Genomic DNA, 15860 nt, shown 5'->3' on the forward strand with positions numbered 1-15860 from the left:
GCGCAGCGATCGCTTTAGGCTCAAAATCTATCATTAGTATGATGCGGGCAAAGTGTTTAACAATAGAGAGTATAGTTGACTACAACAAGTATCAACCTTTTGAATTGACTAACCAATCGATCGTGTCTTAAGGGTAAGAGCAAGCAGATTTATCTCTAGAATTACAGCACATTGCAAATAAGTGAGATACAGAACTTACCTGGAATACGCTGTAATTTCAAATCTCCAACTTCAAATCGGATGATTTTTATCTGCTGAATTAGTACACAACTTCGGCTATTAAGGAGAATTAGCATGATGAGTACACTAAACTTAGCGCAGCTAAATAAAAGCTTGAATGAAGTTGAATATCCAATCAGCAAGAAAGATTTGATTAAAAATGCCGAAGAAAAAGGCTTTGATGAGAAAGTGCTTCGGGCTTTAAAGAAATTACCTTACAGGGACTATAACACCCTCACAGATGTTAGCGAAGCTATCGAACAGATCGAATAGTTGAAGAAGAATACAGAATGGGCTACGCCCCGCTGCGCTAACAGAATTTAGCAATCTTGACGCTCGAAGACCAAGCGATCGCCAACTCAACGACTTTCGCCATGTCCCCTTTGATGCCAATCTAAAAACTTGCGGTCAATGTAGTGCAGAAATCTTGCTCTTGAGTCGAAATTACATTTAGACTGCTGATGAGGCAAGTTAACAAATGCGTTTGAATACTACTGCCTGAGCATTGATTCGCAATTATTTTACTACTCATTAAGAGGAGGGGCAAAATGTTTATTTGCGTTATTGCAGACTACGGTACAGGAGATCCAGCATTTACTGAAGTTACACAACGCCTCCTCCTTGCTTTTCCCCATGCTCAAATTCATTTACTTTCGGTTCCGCCATTCAGTACCTTAGCGACAGGTTTCTGGATTGCTCAATTGGGACTTAACCCAGGCCCAGGCGAACGGCTGATTTATCACAATTGTGCGCCTCGTCAGGACGATCCCGAAGCCCGTCGAGACAATGAAGGAGAAGGACTAACCTATGCCCTTTTATCCAATGGTGTAAAAGTAGTGGGTGTCTTTGCAGGCTACACTCTCTCGTTTATCAAAGGCCATACCCAGGAATTGCGAGCTGTCAACGTTTCTCGTGGTGGTTCGCAGTTTCGCTCGCGGGATGTGTTTCCTGTCGCAGCCGCGGCCATCATGGGTGAAGATTTTAGCCTTTTGGGCGATCGCTTAAACAACGAGCAAATTCCAGATATTCCACCAGATCGAATTGCTTGGATCGATGGCTATGGCAACATTAAAACCACTATTCCGGCGCATACGCTTAACTTGCAGCCTCAAAGCAAAATTGTCATCCGTATTGGAGATGTGGTCAGTGACGCAGTGTATTCTGATGGCAGCTTCAAGGTGCCTCAAGGAACTTTAGCCTTTGCCCCTGGTAGTTCCGGTTGGTCAGTTGGTGAGTCAACACCATTACGCTTCTTAGAACTATTTCTGCGAGGAGGAAGTGCTTGGGAGCGCTTTGGCCGTCCCCGCGTGAATCAGCAGGTAACTCGAATTGCCTAATCTTAGTAAATAGCAAAGTTTTCTCTAATACTAACTCTATATGAAGATGCACAGAATATTAAATGTAGACGCGCAGCGGCTTGCCGCAGGCTACCACCAAGTACGCCAAGATAATTTTTCTGCTTGTAAAAGCTAAAAGATAATTATCAAGTTATCAGCAATATTAAATCAGATTAGACAAGCATTACTAACCAGCACTATTGCATATTTATTTACTTGGGAGGATGCAAAAGATTGCCATAATCTATACATTCTTAATGGATGAAATTTCAGTTATGCTCAAAAAATTTAATCCTAACCTGAATAGATAAAAATATGGCACTACGCGATCCAGTTCCTGAAAACGTTAAACAGCCAGTTAGAGAAGCGGCTTCTCATCTTTGGGTTGAGCAATTAGCAAGATTAGGCTATGCAGCAAAAGGTCTTGTTTATTTTATCGTGGGTTTACTAGCAGCACAGGCAGCATTTGGTTCTGGTGGCAAAACTACAGATAGTAGTGGTGCGCTAGAAACAATTGTCACCCAGCCTTTTGGTAAATTTCTCCTCAGTATCGTTACCCTTGGGCTGATTGGGTATGCACTTTGGCGTTTTGTGCAAACTATTCTCGATCCCGAATATTCCAGTCAACAGATGAATGGTAAACGAATTGTCAAGCGTCTAGGCTATGCTGTTAGTGCGATCGCTTACTTGAGTTTAGCCGTAACATCTATAAAACTAATTATTGGTTCGAGTAGTAGCAATAGCGATTCAGTCAAAGATTGGACGATATATTTTCTCAATAAACCTTTTGGAAGATGGTTAGTATTTGTTTTAGGTTTGATAGTTATTGGTGTTGGGATTTCTTTGCTTTATCAAGCATACAAAGGTAAATTTCGCCGCCATTTTAAACTTTATCAAATGAGTCGGAGCGAGCAAATTTGGGCGATGCGTCTGGGTAGATTTGGGATTGCTGCCCGTGGCATTGTTTTTAGTATGATCGGCATTTTTATTATGCTAGCAGCAATTAAATTTGATGCCTCTCAAGCTAGGGGATTAGGTGGTGCATTGGCAGCTTTGGCAAACCAACCCTTTGGCCCCTGGATTTTAGGTGTAGTGGCTTTGGGTTTAATTGCTTACGGTATGTATTGCGTAATAGAAGCTCGCTATCGGCATATTGCTAGATAGATTTTTGATTCTACTTTTGCTCGAAAATGCTTCTATCCCGTTAGAAGCGTACAAGTATCGCTGGTTTAGTGTTGAGTAATTAAAATCATCAGCTTATCCACTATGTAGTGTGATTGCAAAAAGATGAAGCTTAAACTTGATACAAATACTTGGTAGGGGCGCACAGCTAGCTGTGCGCCCTTACGTAAATCTATATGTATCAAGATTTTTGTGAAATGATATAACGTTTAAAAATTGGGTCTGATTTTTCTTTGATCGGAGTTATGAAAGAGCGATAGATCGTAAAGTTTCTTCATACTAGATATAGAGAATTTATATTTGCCATCCTGCATAAATTCAACCTCAATTCCTGAAGGTAGTAAAGAGAGTTTGTAGTAATTGAGGTTGAGCCGTTATGCACAAATCTGCTGTTGCCCGTCTCCTGTTCCCTCTTACGATGATTGCAAGGATGCGGAGATATCAGATTTACTCGATGGGTTGGTGTAGGCATATCCAAAATTCTTCGGAATTGGATTTTAGACTTTTGTAGTTTTATTTGAGTAAAATTGGCTATAAAATTCCAGCTTTCTCAATACGTTCATTTGTACTATATAAGTAATTAAATAACAATACAGTGTTAGATGAGGCCATAGAACTCTATCACCAAAAACTTGGAGCGTTTGAAGTTACTTCTGATGTATCAGATAACGAAATTTTGAGCGTTTTGATTGCTCGCGATCGCATCCAAGCTGGATTAAATGATATTACTCAAATATCCGACGAACAGTTATTTAAAATAATCGAGCTTGATACTCGCTTAAAGCAACAAGCTCATAAAATTAAGCAACTAGCTAAACTTGCAGAGTGGCGTACAAATCTGAATGTACCAGTCACATCTTGGTGGTGGTTTTTACAAACTCCTAGTCATCCCTTAGACAATTTTGATTGGCTTTGGAATGCACTCACAATCGCTTCTCTGACAAGTTCTCTAAGTTTAGTAATAGATATCTCTACCCGTTTTTTGAGTGGGGGAGCAGGTTTTTTAAGTTCATTTGCTGTCATTTCTCAGAGTGTATTAACACTATTAACTGTTGGTGGTGTGCTAACTGAAGCAGGACGAAAAGGAGTAGAACAAACACTTTCGCGTTTTGGGATAAAAACTTATCTTTGGCAAGAAACAAAATTTGGGTTATCAGCTTTACTTTTACTTAGTTTAATTTGCTTAAAAGCTTCACTTCCTGAAATTGCTAAATACTTTAACGATCGGGGTTTGGAACGCTACCGAGCTAGTGAATGGGACAATGCAATCTCTGACTATGAGCGGGCCATTAGCCTCGATCCAGACAATGCCGACGTTCACTATAACTTAGGGCGATTGTATGAACAAGTACGAGATGTTAATAAAGCACAAACTGAGTATCGGTTAGCTATTCGTGGCAATATAGCTATTGCCTACAACGATTTAGCACGATTGTATCTTCGTGAAAACAAACCCGGCGAGGCGATCTCTTTGCTTTTTAAGGCAAGAGATCTGGAGCCACAGCTAGAACAGCGGACTTTATCAGAAGATCAACAAATTTTGATGTATGAAATACGAAAAAATCGAGGCTGGGCTAGATTCCAGCAAAAACGCTATGCGGATGCTCAAGCAGAATTAGAAGATGCGATCGCCAAAAATATAAGTCTTAAAGATATAAATTATCCGACTTATGCCTCTGCTTATTGTCTGTTAGCCCAAGTTTTGGAAAAGACAGGTAATCCGAAAAAAGCACTAGTGCAATGGGATCTATGTAATAGATATGGCAACCCACGCCAACCAGAAGAAGATGAGTGGATGGGAATAGCTGAGGAAAAATTGAACAAAGGAAACAAATAATGGCACTAAAACCAACAAAGATTACTAAAGTATCAGGCACAGTAGAACTGCTACGAGATGGTCAACAAAATTGGTTCAAAGTATCTGTAGGCACAGAAATTTATCCTGGTGATTACCTGAGAAGAAAACAAGGCGCTATTGTCACAGTTCGTTGTAGTGATGGCAGGGAAGGAACATCTCTGCCAGAAGGTGTACAAAAGTCATTAGGCTATATTTGTCCGAGCAGGTTCCGCGATGCAACCGATTCCACCATTCCTTATACCATTAGCCCACGGGATACCCTAATTCTTAGTAAAAGACCTACATTACGTTGGCACGCTCCAGATAATGTTAATCGCTTCAGAGTGACAGTGAGAGGTCAAGGATTAGATTGGACAAAACAAGTCAATCGAGACAAGGCTTGTCAAGGGGATATCTGCCAACTAGTTTATCCAAGCGACGAGCCGCCATTGCAACTGGGGATTACCTACGTATTGGTGATTGAAACAACAGATCCAAATAGATCGTCGGAAGCCCCAGGACTCGGATTTAAGCTTATTGATGAAAGCAAAGCACTTGAGATTCAAAATCTAGCTCAAGAGATTGAGCAACAAGAATTATCTACTGTAGAAAAAGCATTAAAGCTAGCTGACATTTATGAACAAAACCTTCTGACAGCAGAAGCGATCGCCATTTTAGAAGCTTTACCAAACGAAGGCAAGAACGCAGCTGTTTACCGCCAACTCGGTCAAGGCTATGACTTGATTGGACTCCCCTTGGAAACTAAAGCATACTACGAAAAAGCAATTGCTAAGGCAGAATCCGTTGGGGATAAGTCAGAACTAGCAGCAGCACAGCTTGGATTAGGGGAAGTCAACTGGACTCTTGGCAAAAATCAGGAAGCGCAAAATTTGCTAGAAGCTGCTAAAGCAACATACACAGAATTGAAAAATGCAGATATGCTCAGTTATTTAGAAGAACGCCTGCGCGAAATGGCGAATGAATAGCTAGTAATTCACTCAATTCTATTAAGATACCCGACTTATTTAAACAGGTCGAGTATCTATAACATTTAATAATTTTTGTGGCTGATTAGATATTGTTACTACATACTAGAAAACTAAGAGCAAATTACTTATGCTTCAGATTCAAGAAACATTGCATAAGCAATCACAATCTAAGATACTGAATCTAGAAACCAAAGCATTCCAATTTTTGGAACGTTTTTGTTTAGTGTTGAACAACTATTTACCAATAATTGAATTTCTAGAAAAATTTCGTTTTATTTTGCCACTTATAAAAAATTATCGAGTCAAAGACAAATTGCTGTTGCTTGTATCTAACTTATATTATTACCAAGGGGAGAAATGTTTTAACAAGTTCAATATTTTAGAAGCACTGCAATGCTGGCAAACATCCCTCGATTGCCATGAAAAACTGAATAATTCTGATGGAAAAATGAAGCTTCTCAGAGCTTTAGGAAATGCTTACAACTATGGATTCTACGAGCAAAATAAAGCGATAGATTACTTGGAGAAGAGTTTAGAGATTGCCGAGCAACTGCCAGACGAGCAAATGCAAGGAATATTACAGGGAGACTTGAGTGCTGCCTATACGGCTCTGGCTATAAATGATGAAAATGGAGTTGATGATGAGAAAGTTAATCTAGCAGTTAATTATGCTCAAAACAGCTTAAATATAGCTCAAAAATACCAAAATATTCAACTTAAGTGGCAATCTTTAGACCATTTAGGAGATGTATACTTTTTTTTAAATGAAGAATACGAAGAAGCTATTAAATCCTACCTGGAAATACTCAAAATCGCCCAGCAATATAAACTTCCTGCTGCCGAAATGCAAGCTTTACACAATTTGGGAGAAGTTTACTTAAAGATGAAAAACTATGCTAAGGCATTGTTTTACTTTAACTGGGCTTTAGATCTGGCTAAAAAACTCCCAAATCGTCAACAAGAAGCAATGGAATTGGTAGCCTTGGGTAAAGTTGCTAAAGAACAAAAAAATATAACTGATGCTATTAATTATTACCAAAAAGGACTGAAAATTGCTGAAAACATTCGCAGCACGATCAAAATAGAAGAAAATACAGCATCATTTGTTAATTTTTGGGCAAAGTATTATAGAGATCTAATTCTGTTACTTTGGCAAGAAAATCGTTTAAAAGAAGCCTTTGAGTTCGTTGAACGGTCAAAAGCGCGAGCGTTTCTTGATAAACTTGCCAATGCAAGGGTAGGCGGGCGTGGGAGAGTAAAAGCTGATTTTTTGAAGCAGGAGCAAGCCCTAAGAAACCAAATCTTTGCTCTGCGTCAGGAAGACCCGAATCATGAGTTAATTTCCCGCGAAAAAGACTACAAAAACTTATTAGAAAAGTTAGAAATCCAGAATCCGGAGGCGGCCAGCTTAATCAGTGTTGATGTTGTATCTCTAGCTGAGATTCAGAAAAAACTAGATACTGATACAACTTTACTAGAATACTTTGTTACCAGTGAGTGTACCCTAGCTTTTATTATTACTCGCGATCGCTTGGAAGTAGTTAATTTAGATGTGAATCGAAAAGGCCTTAAGGAACAAATCATTCTGTTTAGGGATTTTGCCGATACATTTGAACCCCATCCCCTAGAACTGAAAAACCTCTATAATTACCTAATTGCACCCCTAAAATCTCAACTGCAAACACCCAGGCTTATTATTGTTCCTCATAACATTCTGCACTATCTCCCCTTTGCGGCTCTGACTGATGGGGAACGCTACCTGATTGATGACTATGCTCTAGTGAACCTTCCTTGTGCTAATGTTTTACGTTTTTTACCAAGCAAACGCAGTCAAAGCACTAATAAGGTTTTAGCCCTTGGCGCACCAGATAATACATTTAACAAATCATTACTACCTTTAAATTTTTCTCGTAAAGAAGTAGAAGCGATCGCCAACTTGTTCCACACTAAAGCTTATGTAGGCAAAGATGCGGCTGAAAGCCTAGTTTGGTCACAAGCCAAAAACGCTGAAATTCTTCATATTGCTGCTCACGGGGAGTACAATCCCAATGCTCCCCTGTTCAGTACCATTCACCTTGCGATGAATGACAATGCTGATGTCGCCCAGAAAGACGGTAGGCTAGAAGTTCATGATATTTACAAGTTAGATTTAACTACTGCTACAAATTTAGTCGTCCTGAGTGCTTGTCAAACTCTTATTGGCAATACTCAAAAGGTCAGCCTTGGAGATGAAATTATTGGGCTAAACCGAGCCTTTATCTATGCTGGCACACCTAGTGTAATAGCAAGCTTGTGGAATGTAGAAGATCGAGCAACACAATTACTCATGGGACACTTCTATGAATATTTACAAAGGGGAATGGATAAAGCAAAGGCTTTACAGCAAGCACAGATTGAAGTGCGGAAAGATCAACCCCATCCCTTTTACTGGGCAGCATTTGTGTTGACAGGAGATGCAGAAAAAATTCATCCTTCAACCTTTGAAGAAGACAGGCAGGCAAGAAGACACGAAGAATAATTTTTGATTACATACCGATGCTTCACAGCGATCGCCTCAAATTCCTGCCTCCGTTCATCCGGAGGGTTTACGCTCCCCAAAATGCCCCATTCGCTTCTGTATCAATAATCTTAATTAAGTAAAATGGCGCAAAAAACCAAGGTGATTTCTAACAAAGAATCTACCCAGGTTGACGAGTTTCGACTTCGCTCAACTCTCGATCCCTTAGTTGGTTGAGCGAAGTCGAAACCAACGGCGGCGCTAGATTTATTAACGGAAATTGCCCAAAGTATATAACGGAAAGTAAAGTTGCTCAAAAAGCTCTTTCCTCCTGCCTCCTGCCTTGTCATAACGACAATTTTCAACACCGACCTACTTCGACTTGACAACCACCCATTGCGTAACACCCCCCATTCCTCGCCAGCCCAAAAATTTACCAATAGGTTCCGCCCGCTGGATGGCAATACGAATTAAATCGCCACCAACTCGTTGATGCCATTGAAATAAAGTTTGTTCGCCCTCTACCGTCACTACATTTGCCACCAAACGTCCACCTGGACTTAGTGCTTCCCAGCAAACATCAAAAAGTCCCGTTGCTGTCACTCCACCACCAATAAAAATTGCATCTGGTGTAGGTAAGTCTTTTAAGGCAGCAGGGGCTTTACCTTCGACGATTTGCAGATTTGGAGTACCGAGAGTAGCGGCATTATCGGCAATATATAGCAGTCTAGATGAATTTTGTTCGATCGCCACTGCCCGACACCGCACATCAGTTCGCATCCATTCAATAGAAATTGAACCGCAACCCGCGCCCACATCCCACAATAATTGTCCCGGTGTCGGCGCCAAAGCTGCTAAGGTGATTGCCCTAACTTCACGCTTGGTTAACTGTCCATCGTGGTGGTAGGCGTTATCTGGTAATCCTGGTAATCTTGGTAAAGGCACAACCCCAGCATCGGCAATACAATCAACTGCGATCGCATTTAATGGTGCAATTTCAGTTTCACTCCAAGATGCAGCCGTACCTACCACAATTCTTTCATGAATGCCGCCCATACGCTCCAAGACGGTGATTTTGCTACCCCCGTAGCCGCGATTTGTCAAAATTTGGGCAACAATGGCGGGCGTGTCCTTTCCTTGGCTCAAAATCAACAGTTTAGCTTTCGGATAAATGTAAGATTCGAGCAAGGAGGATGGACGGCCATTTAAACTCAAGGTTTCTACTTCGGTTAAAGACCATCCCACCCTGGCACAGGCGAGGCTGAAGGTTGAAGGTGCGGGGATAATTGTTATTTCTGAAACAGGAATTCGTTGCGTTAAGGTGACACCAATGCCATAACACATAGGATCGCCGCTTGCTAGTACGCAGATTGACTCACCGCGACGCTTGATGATTTCCTCTACAGAAATGCTGATAGGAGATGCCCAGACTATTTTCTCACGTTGGTCATCACAAGGGAGCATTGCCAAATGGCGATCGCCTCCCACAATTACTTTAGCTTGTTCGATGACCGAAAGAGCGATCGGGCTTAATCCTTGTAATCCATCTTCTCCAATACCGACGATCGAAAGCCATTTTTCTGTCATGCTAATTCATGATTTATTACTTGGTAAATAAGACTTGATGCTCATTCTAATTGTGAATTATCCAGTCATTTTTGGTAAAATATAGTCTATAGTGCTGGATTGAGGATAACTCGATGAACTCACTTGCAGAAATCGAAGCTGCTATTATGCAATTGTCTGAAGGTGAAATACGAGACTTATCAAACTGGCTCCAAGAATATATTAATCATTCTTGGGACAAGCAAATTGAAGCAGATGCAAAATCAGGTCGATTAGATCGGTTAATCCAGCGTGCTAAAGCAGATATTGATGCTAATCAGGTGAAACCGTTAGATGAAGTCCTTAACAACCCCTGATTTTTGGCGTTCATATGCTGCACTTTCATCTGAAGTTAAAGAGCAAGCGAGAAAAGCATATCGCCTTTGGATTGGCAATCAATTTCATCCGTCTTTGCATTTCAAAAAAGTAGGAAATGATTTGTGGTCAGTCAGAATTACTGGTGGATATCGGGCACTAGCACTTAAGAGAGGTGAAGATTATTACTGGATCGGATTGGGTCACATGATGAATACGAGGCACTGATTGAATAAAACTTTTGCTGGTTCTCCCTTCATTCTTTAGCTCATGTTACTACTTTTTGAGCTGTTATAAATAAGTAATCTCCTATATGGTTTTCATATTTTTTGACAATCTCTGCGATGCGCCCTGTGTGAATATCTGCTGCTAGCCTTTCACATCCATTAGCAATTTCTTCCGCAGAAGCTACCAAAGCAAAGGTAGAAATTCCAGAACGCACATTTTCATCTAAATATATTTCTGGACGATGTTTTCCACTATATAAAAATAAGTCTTGTAAGTTTTCAGAAATAAAATAAGGTTCGATATCAACTGAATCAAAACCTGCTTCATTGAGAGCATATTTTACCTTTTCTAAACTTGGCATTTGTTCAGCAGATTTATATATAGCCTCTGGAAAATATTCGACCAACCAATATTTACTCATTTGCTCTGGCGTCGCACTAAATAATAAAAAACGGCCAGCGGTTAAGACACGATAAATTTCTCTAAAAGCAGGAGTTAGCGCCACAAAATGATGTATTGCTAGCGTGCATAGTATACCAGAAAAACTACCATCGGCATAAGGTAGCACCTCTACTTCTCCAACTTGCCAAGCTACAGCACTACTCTTATTTCTAGCAACATCAATCATCTTTGTTGATTGGTCTATTCCATGCCAAATACCGCCATGTTTTGCTAAAGCCAGCGTGTAATTTCCAGTGCCGCACGCCACATCTAGATATAACAAATCTGATTTTATCTGAAGTTGAACAGCTAATCGATTAGCAATTTCAGGGTCAGCACGACGGGTCAAATCATAGCTTTTACCAATTTGCTCATAAATAGCCATTTGTTTAAGTTTCTCACAAATTTATAGATGCGATGGGGCATTGGGCACTTGTACTGAGCGAAGTCGAAGTATTGGGTATTTATCAATTGTTTTCCTTGTGTCCCTATGCCCCATTCCCCATTCTCTTTTATACTAACGTTGCTGCTGATTTTAAAGTGAAAATCCTTTCAATTACATCTTCTACTACCTTATCTGGGGTGGATGCACCAGACGTAATTCCCACAACAATTTCTCCATCTGGTAACCAGTTTTCTGTAATGATTAATTGTCCATTTAATTGCCGATGTTCAATCGAGTTTGCTGATTGAATCCGTTCAACACTATCAATGTGATAAGAAGGAATTCCCCTCTCAATTGCAATTTGTTGCAATTGAGTAGTATTTGAGGAATTAAATCCACCAATTACTACGATTAAATCTAAATTATCTTCCACTAACTCCAACATTGCGTCTTGCCTTTCTTGGGTGGCATCACAAATAGTATTGAAGCTTTGGAAATGCTGATTTAATTCGGTAGGCCCATACTTCTGCAACATAGTCCGCTCAAAAAGCTTACCGATTTGCTCGGTTTCACCTTTGAGCATGGTAGTTTGGTTAGCAATGCCAACTCTTTCTAAATCGCGATCGGGGTCAAATCCTGGCGAACAAGCTTTGGCAAATTTTTTCAAGAATTCTTCACGATTTCCACCGTTAATAATATAATTAGCGACATATTCGGCTTCTGACAAATTCAAAACAATTAAATACTTGCCAGCAAAGGAACTCGTTGCAACAGTTTCTTCGTGTTTATATTTACCGTGAATAATTGAAGTATAATCAACTTTTTTGTGCTTTTCTACTGTATTCCAAACTTTAGATACCCAAGGACAAGTTGTGTCAACAATTTTGCAGCCTTTTTCGTGGAGTATCTGCATTTCTTGAACGCTAGCCCCAAATGCTGGTAATATAACGACATCGCCTGTATCAACAACAGAAAAGTCTTTTTGATTAGCTTCCACCGGGATAAATTTTACTGCCATCTCCTGCATCCGCTGATTCACAGAAGGGTTGTGAATAATCTCGTTAGTAATCCAGATGCTTTCTGTGGGGAAGTGTTGACGGGTTTCATAGGCCATAGCCACAGCACGTTCTACACCCCAGCAAAAACCAAAGGCTTGGGCTAGTCTGATGGTGACATCGCCTCGTTGTAGGGTGTAATTGCGATCGCGAATTTCCTGAATCAAGTTACTTTGATATTCAGATTGCAACTGGCTGGTAACTTCTGCTTGGTGACCAAACCCCTTGCGATTGTAATTTTCGGAATGTTGGAGCGTCCGCTTAAAAGCTTTTGTATCCATGATATTAGTCTACTTAAACCACTATTTTTTATTCTCTCGCGCCTAGACGCGATTTATACAGACTTGCATTCAAAGATATTACTTCTTATCACTTGCTGAAACGCGTTGAAGTTCAGGTTTTAATTCGATATTGCTATAAATCTGCAATGCAGAACGCCAAACTATATAGCCTTCGCGATTTAGATGTAAGCCATCAGTAGTAAATTCCTGGCGGAGATTACCTTGGGTGTTGGTAAACAGGGGATATAAATCGAGAAATTTCACACCTTTTTTTGCAGATATGCGTTGCAGCCGCTCATTTAATCGGCGAATGCGATTATTCGTAATAGCCAGAAGTTTATCTCGTCCTTGCCAAGTTGCTTGTTCTCCACCATGCGGTAAAATCGACTGGACAACAATTTCGGTTGTGGGATGCACTCTTCGGAGGTAACTCATAATTTGCTGGTGATTATCTAAAATCACCGCATCGCTCGTTCCCCGAATGAGGTCATTAATCCCAATCATCACAAAAATCACTTCTGGCTGGGTGCGGTCAAATATATTCAATCTTTTCAAAAGTCCGTGGCTGGTTTCGCCAGAAATTCCTTGATTGAGCCAATTTTTACCTTCGGGTAATAACTCAGCCGGAAACCATAAACTCAGAGAATCTCCCGCAAGTATAGTTAAGTCCGCAGGACGCCGGTCGGCGGCTACTTTTGCTTCTTGTTTGAGAATATCTACCCACTGTTGGTAAGTGAGTTGGTGACGGCGGCCTAAATCAGGTGTAACAACTGGGCGCGAGTTGTTTACGTTGATTTGCTCTGGAGATGTTATCATCCCCCCAAAAAAAGCGGTCAATTTCTGCTGTTGCCAAATTAGCAGAACGACCGCCAACAATAGTACGCCGTTGGTTAACAGCGAGAAAAATGCCCAGATAGGAAAGGTTTTAAAAGAAGTAGACACGACTAGCGAAATTTACCAATTATTTTGAATCAGATTTTAACGCTAGTACTCAAAAATCACACTAAATGAAAATAGGGAATCAGGAATAGTGAGTGGGGAAAGGGAAAGGGGTAAAGGGGAAAGGTTAAATTTATCTCTTTTCCCTTTTCCCTTTAACCTTTTCCCCTGCTCCCTATCTCCCCATCTCCCCATCTCCCGACCCTCATTACTGAATGGGGCGATCGCCACCAAACTCAGAATTATAACCTTCTTCGCCGTGTTCGTTGATATCCAAACCTTGCAATTCTGCCTCCTCTTTGACTCGCAGCCCGACTGTCGCATCGATAATTTTGAGAATAATCCAAGTACCAGCAGCTGCTATTACATAGGCAACGACAATTGCTACTAGTTCGACTCCCAATTCACCAAAATTACCGCGTAGCACACCCTCTTTACCGCCTCCGTTGACTTGAGTGGTAGCAAATATGGCTGTTAAAATTGCCCCCACTGTACCACCAACGCCATGTACGGGATAGGTATCTAAGGCATCGTCAATTAGTAGCTTGTGTTTGAAACTAATCGCATAGAAGCAAACAAAAGCGGTGATGAAACCAATTAAAATCGCTGATAGCGGTGTCACAAATCCCGCGGCGGGAGTGATGCCCACCAAGCCAGCAACGGCTCCTGTAGCGGCTCCTACGGCAGTTGGTTTACCCCGCAAAGCTGCTTCCAAAATTAGCCACATTAAAGCCGCCGCCGCCGCCGCTGTATTAGTAGCAACAAAGGCTGTTGTTGCCAGATTTGTGATTAAGGTACCCGAAGTTCCGCTAGCAACGGATAGCGCACTTCCAGCGTTGAAGCCGAACCAGCCAAACCACAGCAAGCCTGCACCCAGTAAAATGAACGGAACGTTGTGTGGCGGGCTAAGGCGATCGGGATGGGTTTTCCGAGGCCCAAGAACGATGGCTGCTACTAAAGCAGAAACCCCGGAACTAATGTGAACTACTGTACCACCTGCAAAGTCCAGGGCGCCCAAACCACCAGCTAAACCTAAAAATCCACCTTTGGCCCATACCATATGTGCCAGGGGAGCGTAAACAAAGGTTGACCACAGTAACACAAACAATGAATAGGCGCGGAAACTCATCCGTTCGGCGATCGCCCCAGAAATTAAGGCTGGGGTGATAATGGCAAACATGGCTTGATAAATCATGAATGCCTGGTGGGGAATCGTCGCTGCATAAGAAACAATTTCCGCAGGATTTGAACCTTTGAGATAATCGGTTGTCTCTAAACCGACACCATTCAACCCCAACCACTGCAATCCACCAATGAACGGCAAACCCGGCGCAAAGGCCAGACTATAACCCCACAAAATCCAGGTAACTCCGACGATCGCCATTAACACAAAGCTCATCATCAATGTATTTAGGACGTTACGCGATCGTACAAATCCACCATAAAAGAACGCCAATCCTGGTGTCATTAGCAGCACAAGCGCTGCCGAAATCAACATAAATGCTGTATCTCCAGTATCGGCAGCAGGTGGACTGGCCGCTGATGTTTGGGCAAGAGCATTACCCATCAACGGTTGTGCCAAAATTACCAGGGTCATAACCCCGATGGTGACAACTTTCTTCAACACTTGTTTTTGTTCCTAAGCACCAACAAATTTGTATTAGATTAATATATTTTCAGTACATTTTGATACGATTTTTTGTCTTGAAAGCTACTCTACTTTGCTTTTTTTGAAATGTTAACAAAAGTATAATCATTCAAATGATTTTATGAGAGTTTGATTAAGATTTCAAGAATTTGTAAGCCTGGAGAATCTTTCCCAGCCTTACCGAATAATTTGCACAAATCCAGAATGATACAATTTTTTCCATCTCATACACAAACACGTACATAATATAGCCGTATAGTTGCTTGTAAGTACGTAGTTACTAAAAAACCTTTGGAATTTTGGCTGGGTTACTGTCTTTTGAAAACGAATCATCATAAAATTTATAGGTCATAGAATAAAACAAGGGAAAGACTTGTTGCAAGTTTGTTCTATTAAGAGGAAGAGGGAACGGGCAACAGCAACAGGTAAATCCTATACTTACACCGCTTGACTTTAAGCTTTATACAAATACCTTGTTATGGGCGCACCTGTTCCCTGTTCCCAACTTCAAGGATCTTCGCGAGCAACAATGCAGTAATATTACTTAACTACGCGGTACGAACATAATAATTAATACGCTTACCAAAGCTAAACAAGCTCCAATTAGGTCGTAGCGGTCTGGAATCACCCTGTCTACCTTCCAACCCCAAAGCATTGCCATTGCAATAAAAACGCCGCCATAAGCCGCATACGCTCTCCCAAAATTGGCTGGCTGAAAAGTTGCAATAACCCCATAGATAGTTAAAGCAATTGAGCCTAATATCCCCCACCACAACGGCTTAGCTTCACGCAACCACAACCAAATCAAGTAGCCACCAGTAATTTCAAATAAACCAGCACACAAAAAATACAACAGCGATTTAATCATTTGACAATTCTTGACTAGGGTCGAACTCAGTGAA

Annotated in this window: 14 protein-coding genes; 8 read left to right on the plus strand and 6 right to left on the minus strand. The window is 41.1% G+C overall.

Features of this window, described 5'->3' with window-relative positions:
- Window positions 1-294 precede the first annotated feature (294 nt).
- The 6 genes from NSTC745_RS16330 to NSTC745_RS16355 all read left to right on the plus strand — a co-directional run bounded on the left by NSTC745_RS16330 (window position 295) and on the right by NSTC745_RS16355 (window position 8082).
- Window positions 295-492: a DUF2795 domain-containing protein gene (locus NSTC745_RS16330; RefSeq protein ID WP_445638070.1), complete on the plus strand. Its 198-nt coding sequence runs from the start codon at window positions 295-297 to the stop codon at window positions 490-492.
- A 275-nt stretch (window positions 493-767) separates the two neighbouring features.
- Entirely contained in the window at window positions 768-1556 is a 789-nt protein-coding gene (locus NSTC745_RS16335) for an SAM hydrolase/SAM-dependent halogenase family protein (RefSeq protein WP_445638071.1), read from the plus strand.
- A gap of 315 nt (window positions 1557-1871) precedes the next feature.
- Complete coding sequence (locus NSTC745_RS16340; protein WP_445638072.1) at window positions 1872-2720, plus strand: DUF1206 domain-containing protein; 849 nt, start codon at window positions 1872-1874, stop codon at window positions 2718-2720.
- 613 nt (window positions 2721-3333) lie between these two features.
- Window positions 3334-4575 carry a tetratricopeptide repeat protein gene (locus NSTC745_RS16345; protein ID WP_445638073.1) on the plus strand — a complete coding sequence of 414 codons (1242 nt, stop codon included), beginning with the start codon at window positions 3334-3336 and terminating at the stop codon, window positions 4573-4575.
- Window positions 4575-5561 (plus strand): hypothetical protein, encoded by a 987-nt coding sequence (locus tag NSTC745_RS16350; RefSeq protein WP_445638074.1) that lies wholly within the window; start codon window positions 4575-4577, stop codon window positions 5559-5561. The genes NSTC745_RS16345 and NSTC745_RS16350 overlap by 1 nt, the downstream gene beginning before the upstream one ends.
- A 130-nt stretch (window positions 5562-5691) precedes the next feature.
- Window positions 5692-8082, plus strand: coding sequence for a CHAT domain-containing protein (locus NSTC745_RS16355; protein ID WP_445638075.1), 2391 nt, complete (start codon window positions 5692-5694; stop codon window positions 8080-8082).
- A gap of 351 nt (window positions 8083-8433) precedes the next feature.
- Here NSTC745_RS16355 and cbiE read toward each other — a convergent pair whose 3' ends face one another.
- Window positions 8434-9648 carry a precorrin-6y C5,15-methyltransferase (decarboxylating) subunit CbiE gene (gene cbiE, locus NSTC745_RS16360; protein ID WP_445638076.1) on the minus strand — a complete coding sequence of 405 codons (1215 nt, stop codon included), beginning with the start codon at window positions 9646-9648 and terminating at the stop codon, window positions 8434-8436.
- Window positions 9649-9761: 113 nt separating this feature from the next.
- Between cbiE and NSTC745_RS16365 the strand changes: the two genes are divergently transcribed.
- The gene (locus NSTC745_RS16365) at window positions 9762-9983 is read left to right on the plus strand and encodes a hypothetical protein (RefSeq protein ID WP_445638077.1); all 222 of its coding nucleotides are present in this window, start codon (window positions 9762-9764) and stop codon (window positions 9981-9983) included.
- Window positions 9961-10209: a hypothetical protein gene (locus NSTC745_RS16370; protein WP_445638078.1), complete on the plus strand. Its 249-nt coding sequence runs from the start codon at window positions 9961-9963 to the stop codon at window positions 10207-10209. Before NSTC745_RS16365 ends, NSTC745_RS16370 begins: the two co-directional genes overlap by 23 nt.
- Before the next feature lie 40 nt (window positions 10210-10249).
- Here NSTC745_RS16370 and NSTC745_RS16375 read toward each other — a convergent pair whose 3' ends face one another.
- The 5 genes from NSTC745_RS16375 to NSTC745_RS16395 all read right to left on the minus strand — a co-directional run bounded on the left by NSTC745_RS16375 (window position 10250) and on the right by NSTC745_RS16395 (window position 15826).
- Window positions 10250-11035, minus strand: a complete 786-nt coding sequence (locus NSTC745_RS16375) for a class I SAM-dependent methyltransferase (RefSeq protein WP_445638079.1) — start codon at window positions 11033-11035, stop codon at window positions 10250-10252.
- 127 nt (window positions 11036-11162) lie between these two features.
- Entirely contained in the window at window positions 11163-12371 is a 1209-nt protein-coding gene (locus NSTC745_RS16380) for a 4-hydroxy-3-methylbut-2-enyl diphosphate reductase (protein ID WP_445638080.1), read from the minus strand.
- 78 nt (window positions 12372-12449) lie between these two features.
- Window positions 12450-13313, minus strand: a complete 864-nt coding sequence (locus NSTC745_RS16385; protein ID WP_445638081.1) for an SGNH/GDSL hydrolase family protein — start codon at window positions 13311-13313, stop codon at window positions 12450-12452.
- 205 nt (window positions 13314-13518) lie between these two features.
- Complete coding sequence (locus NSTC745_RS16390; protein WP_445638621.1) at window positions 13519-14907, minus strand: ammonium transporter; 1389 nt, start codon at window positions 14905-14907, stop codon at window positions 13519-13521.
- Between the two features lie 595 nt (window positions 14908-15502).
- Window positions 15503-15826: a YnfA family protein gene (locus tag NSTC745_RS16395; protein ID WP_445638082.1), complete on the minus strand. Its 324-nt coding sequence runs from the start codon at window positions 15824-15826 to the stop codon at window positions 15503-15505.
- Window positions 15827-15860 lie beyond the last annotated feature (34 nt).

Source organism: Nostoc sp. DSM 114161 (assembly GCF_052692665.1).

Excerpts from the sequence above, each read along its gene's own strand:
- NSTC745_RS16375 (WP_445638079.1), bottom strand. The coding sequence starts at position 11,035 with ATGGCTATTTATGAGCAAATTGGTAAAAGCTATGATTTGACCCGTCGT.
- NSTC745_RS16355 (WP_445638075.1), top strand. The coding sequence starts at position 5,692 with ATGCTTCAGATTCAAGAAACATTGCATAAGCAATCACAATCTAAGATA.
- NSTC745_RS16370 (WP_445638078.1), top strand. The coding sequence starts at position 9,961 with ATGAAGTCCTTAACAACCCCTGATTTTTGGCGTTCATATGCTGCACTT.
- NSTC745_RS16390 (WP_445638621.1), bottom strand. The coding sequence starts at position 14,907 with ATGACCCTGGTAATTTTGGCACAACCGTTGATGGGTAATGCTCTTGCC.
- NSTC745_RS16350 (WP_445638074.1), top strand. The coding sequence starts at position 4,575 with ATGGCACTAAAACCAACAAAGATTACTAAAGTATCAGGCACAGTAGAA.
- NSTC745_RS16330 (WP_445638070.1), top strand. The coding sequence starts at position 295 with ATGATGAGTACACTAAACTTAGCGCAGCTAAATAAAAGCTTGAATGAA.
- NSTC745_RS16380 (WP_445638080.1), bottom strand. The coding sequence starts at position 12,371 with ATGGATACAAAAGCTTTTAAGCGGACGCTCCAACATTCCGAAAATTAC.
- NSTC745_RS16340 (WP_445638072.1), top strand. The coding sequence starts at position 1,872 with ATGGCACTACGCGATCCAGTTCCTGAAAACGTTAAACAGCCAGTTAGA.
- NSTC745_RS16395 (WP_445638082.1), bottom strand. The coding sequence starts at position 15,826 with ATGATTAAATCGCTGTTGTATTTTTTGTGTGCTGGTTTATTTGAAATT.
- NSTC745_RS16335 (WP_445638071.1), top strand. The coding sequence starts at position 768 with ATGTTTATTTGCGTTATTGCAGACTACGGTACAGGAGATCCAGCATTT.
- cbiE (WP_445638076.1), bottom strand. The coding sequence starts at position 9,648 with ATGACAGAAAAATGGCTTTCGATCGTCGGTATTGGAGAAGATGGATTA.
- NSTC745_RS16365 (WP_445638077.1), top strand. The coding sequence starts at position 9,762 with ATGAACTCACTTGCAGAAATCGAAGCTGCTATTATGCAATTGTCTGAA.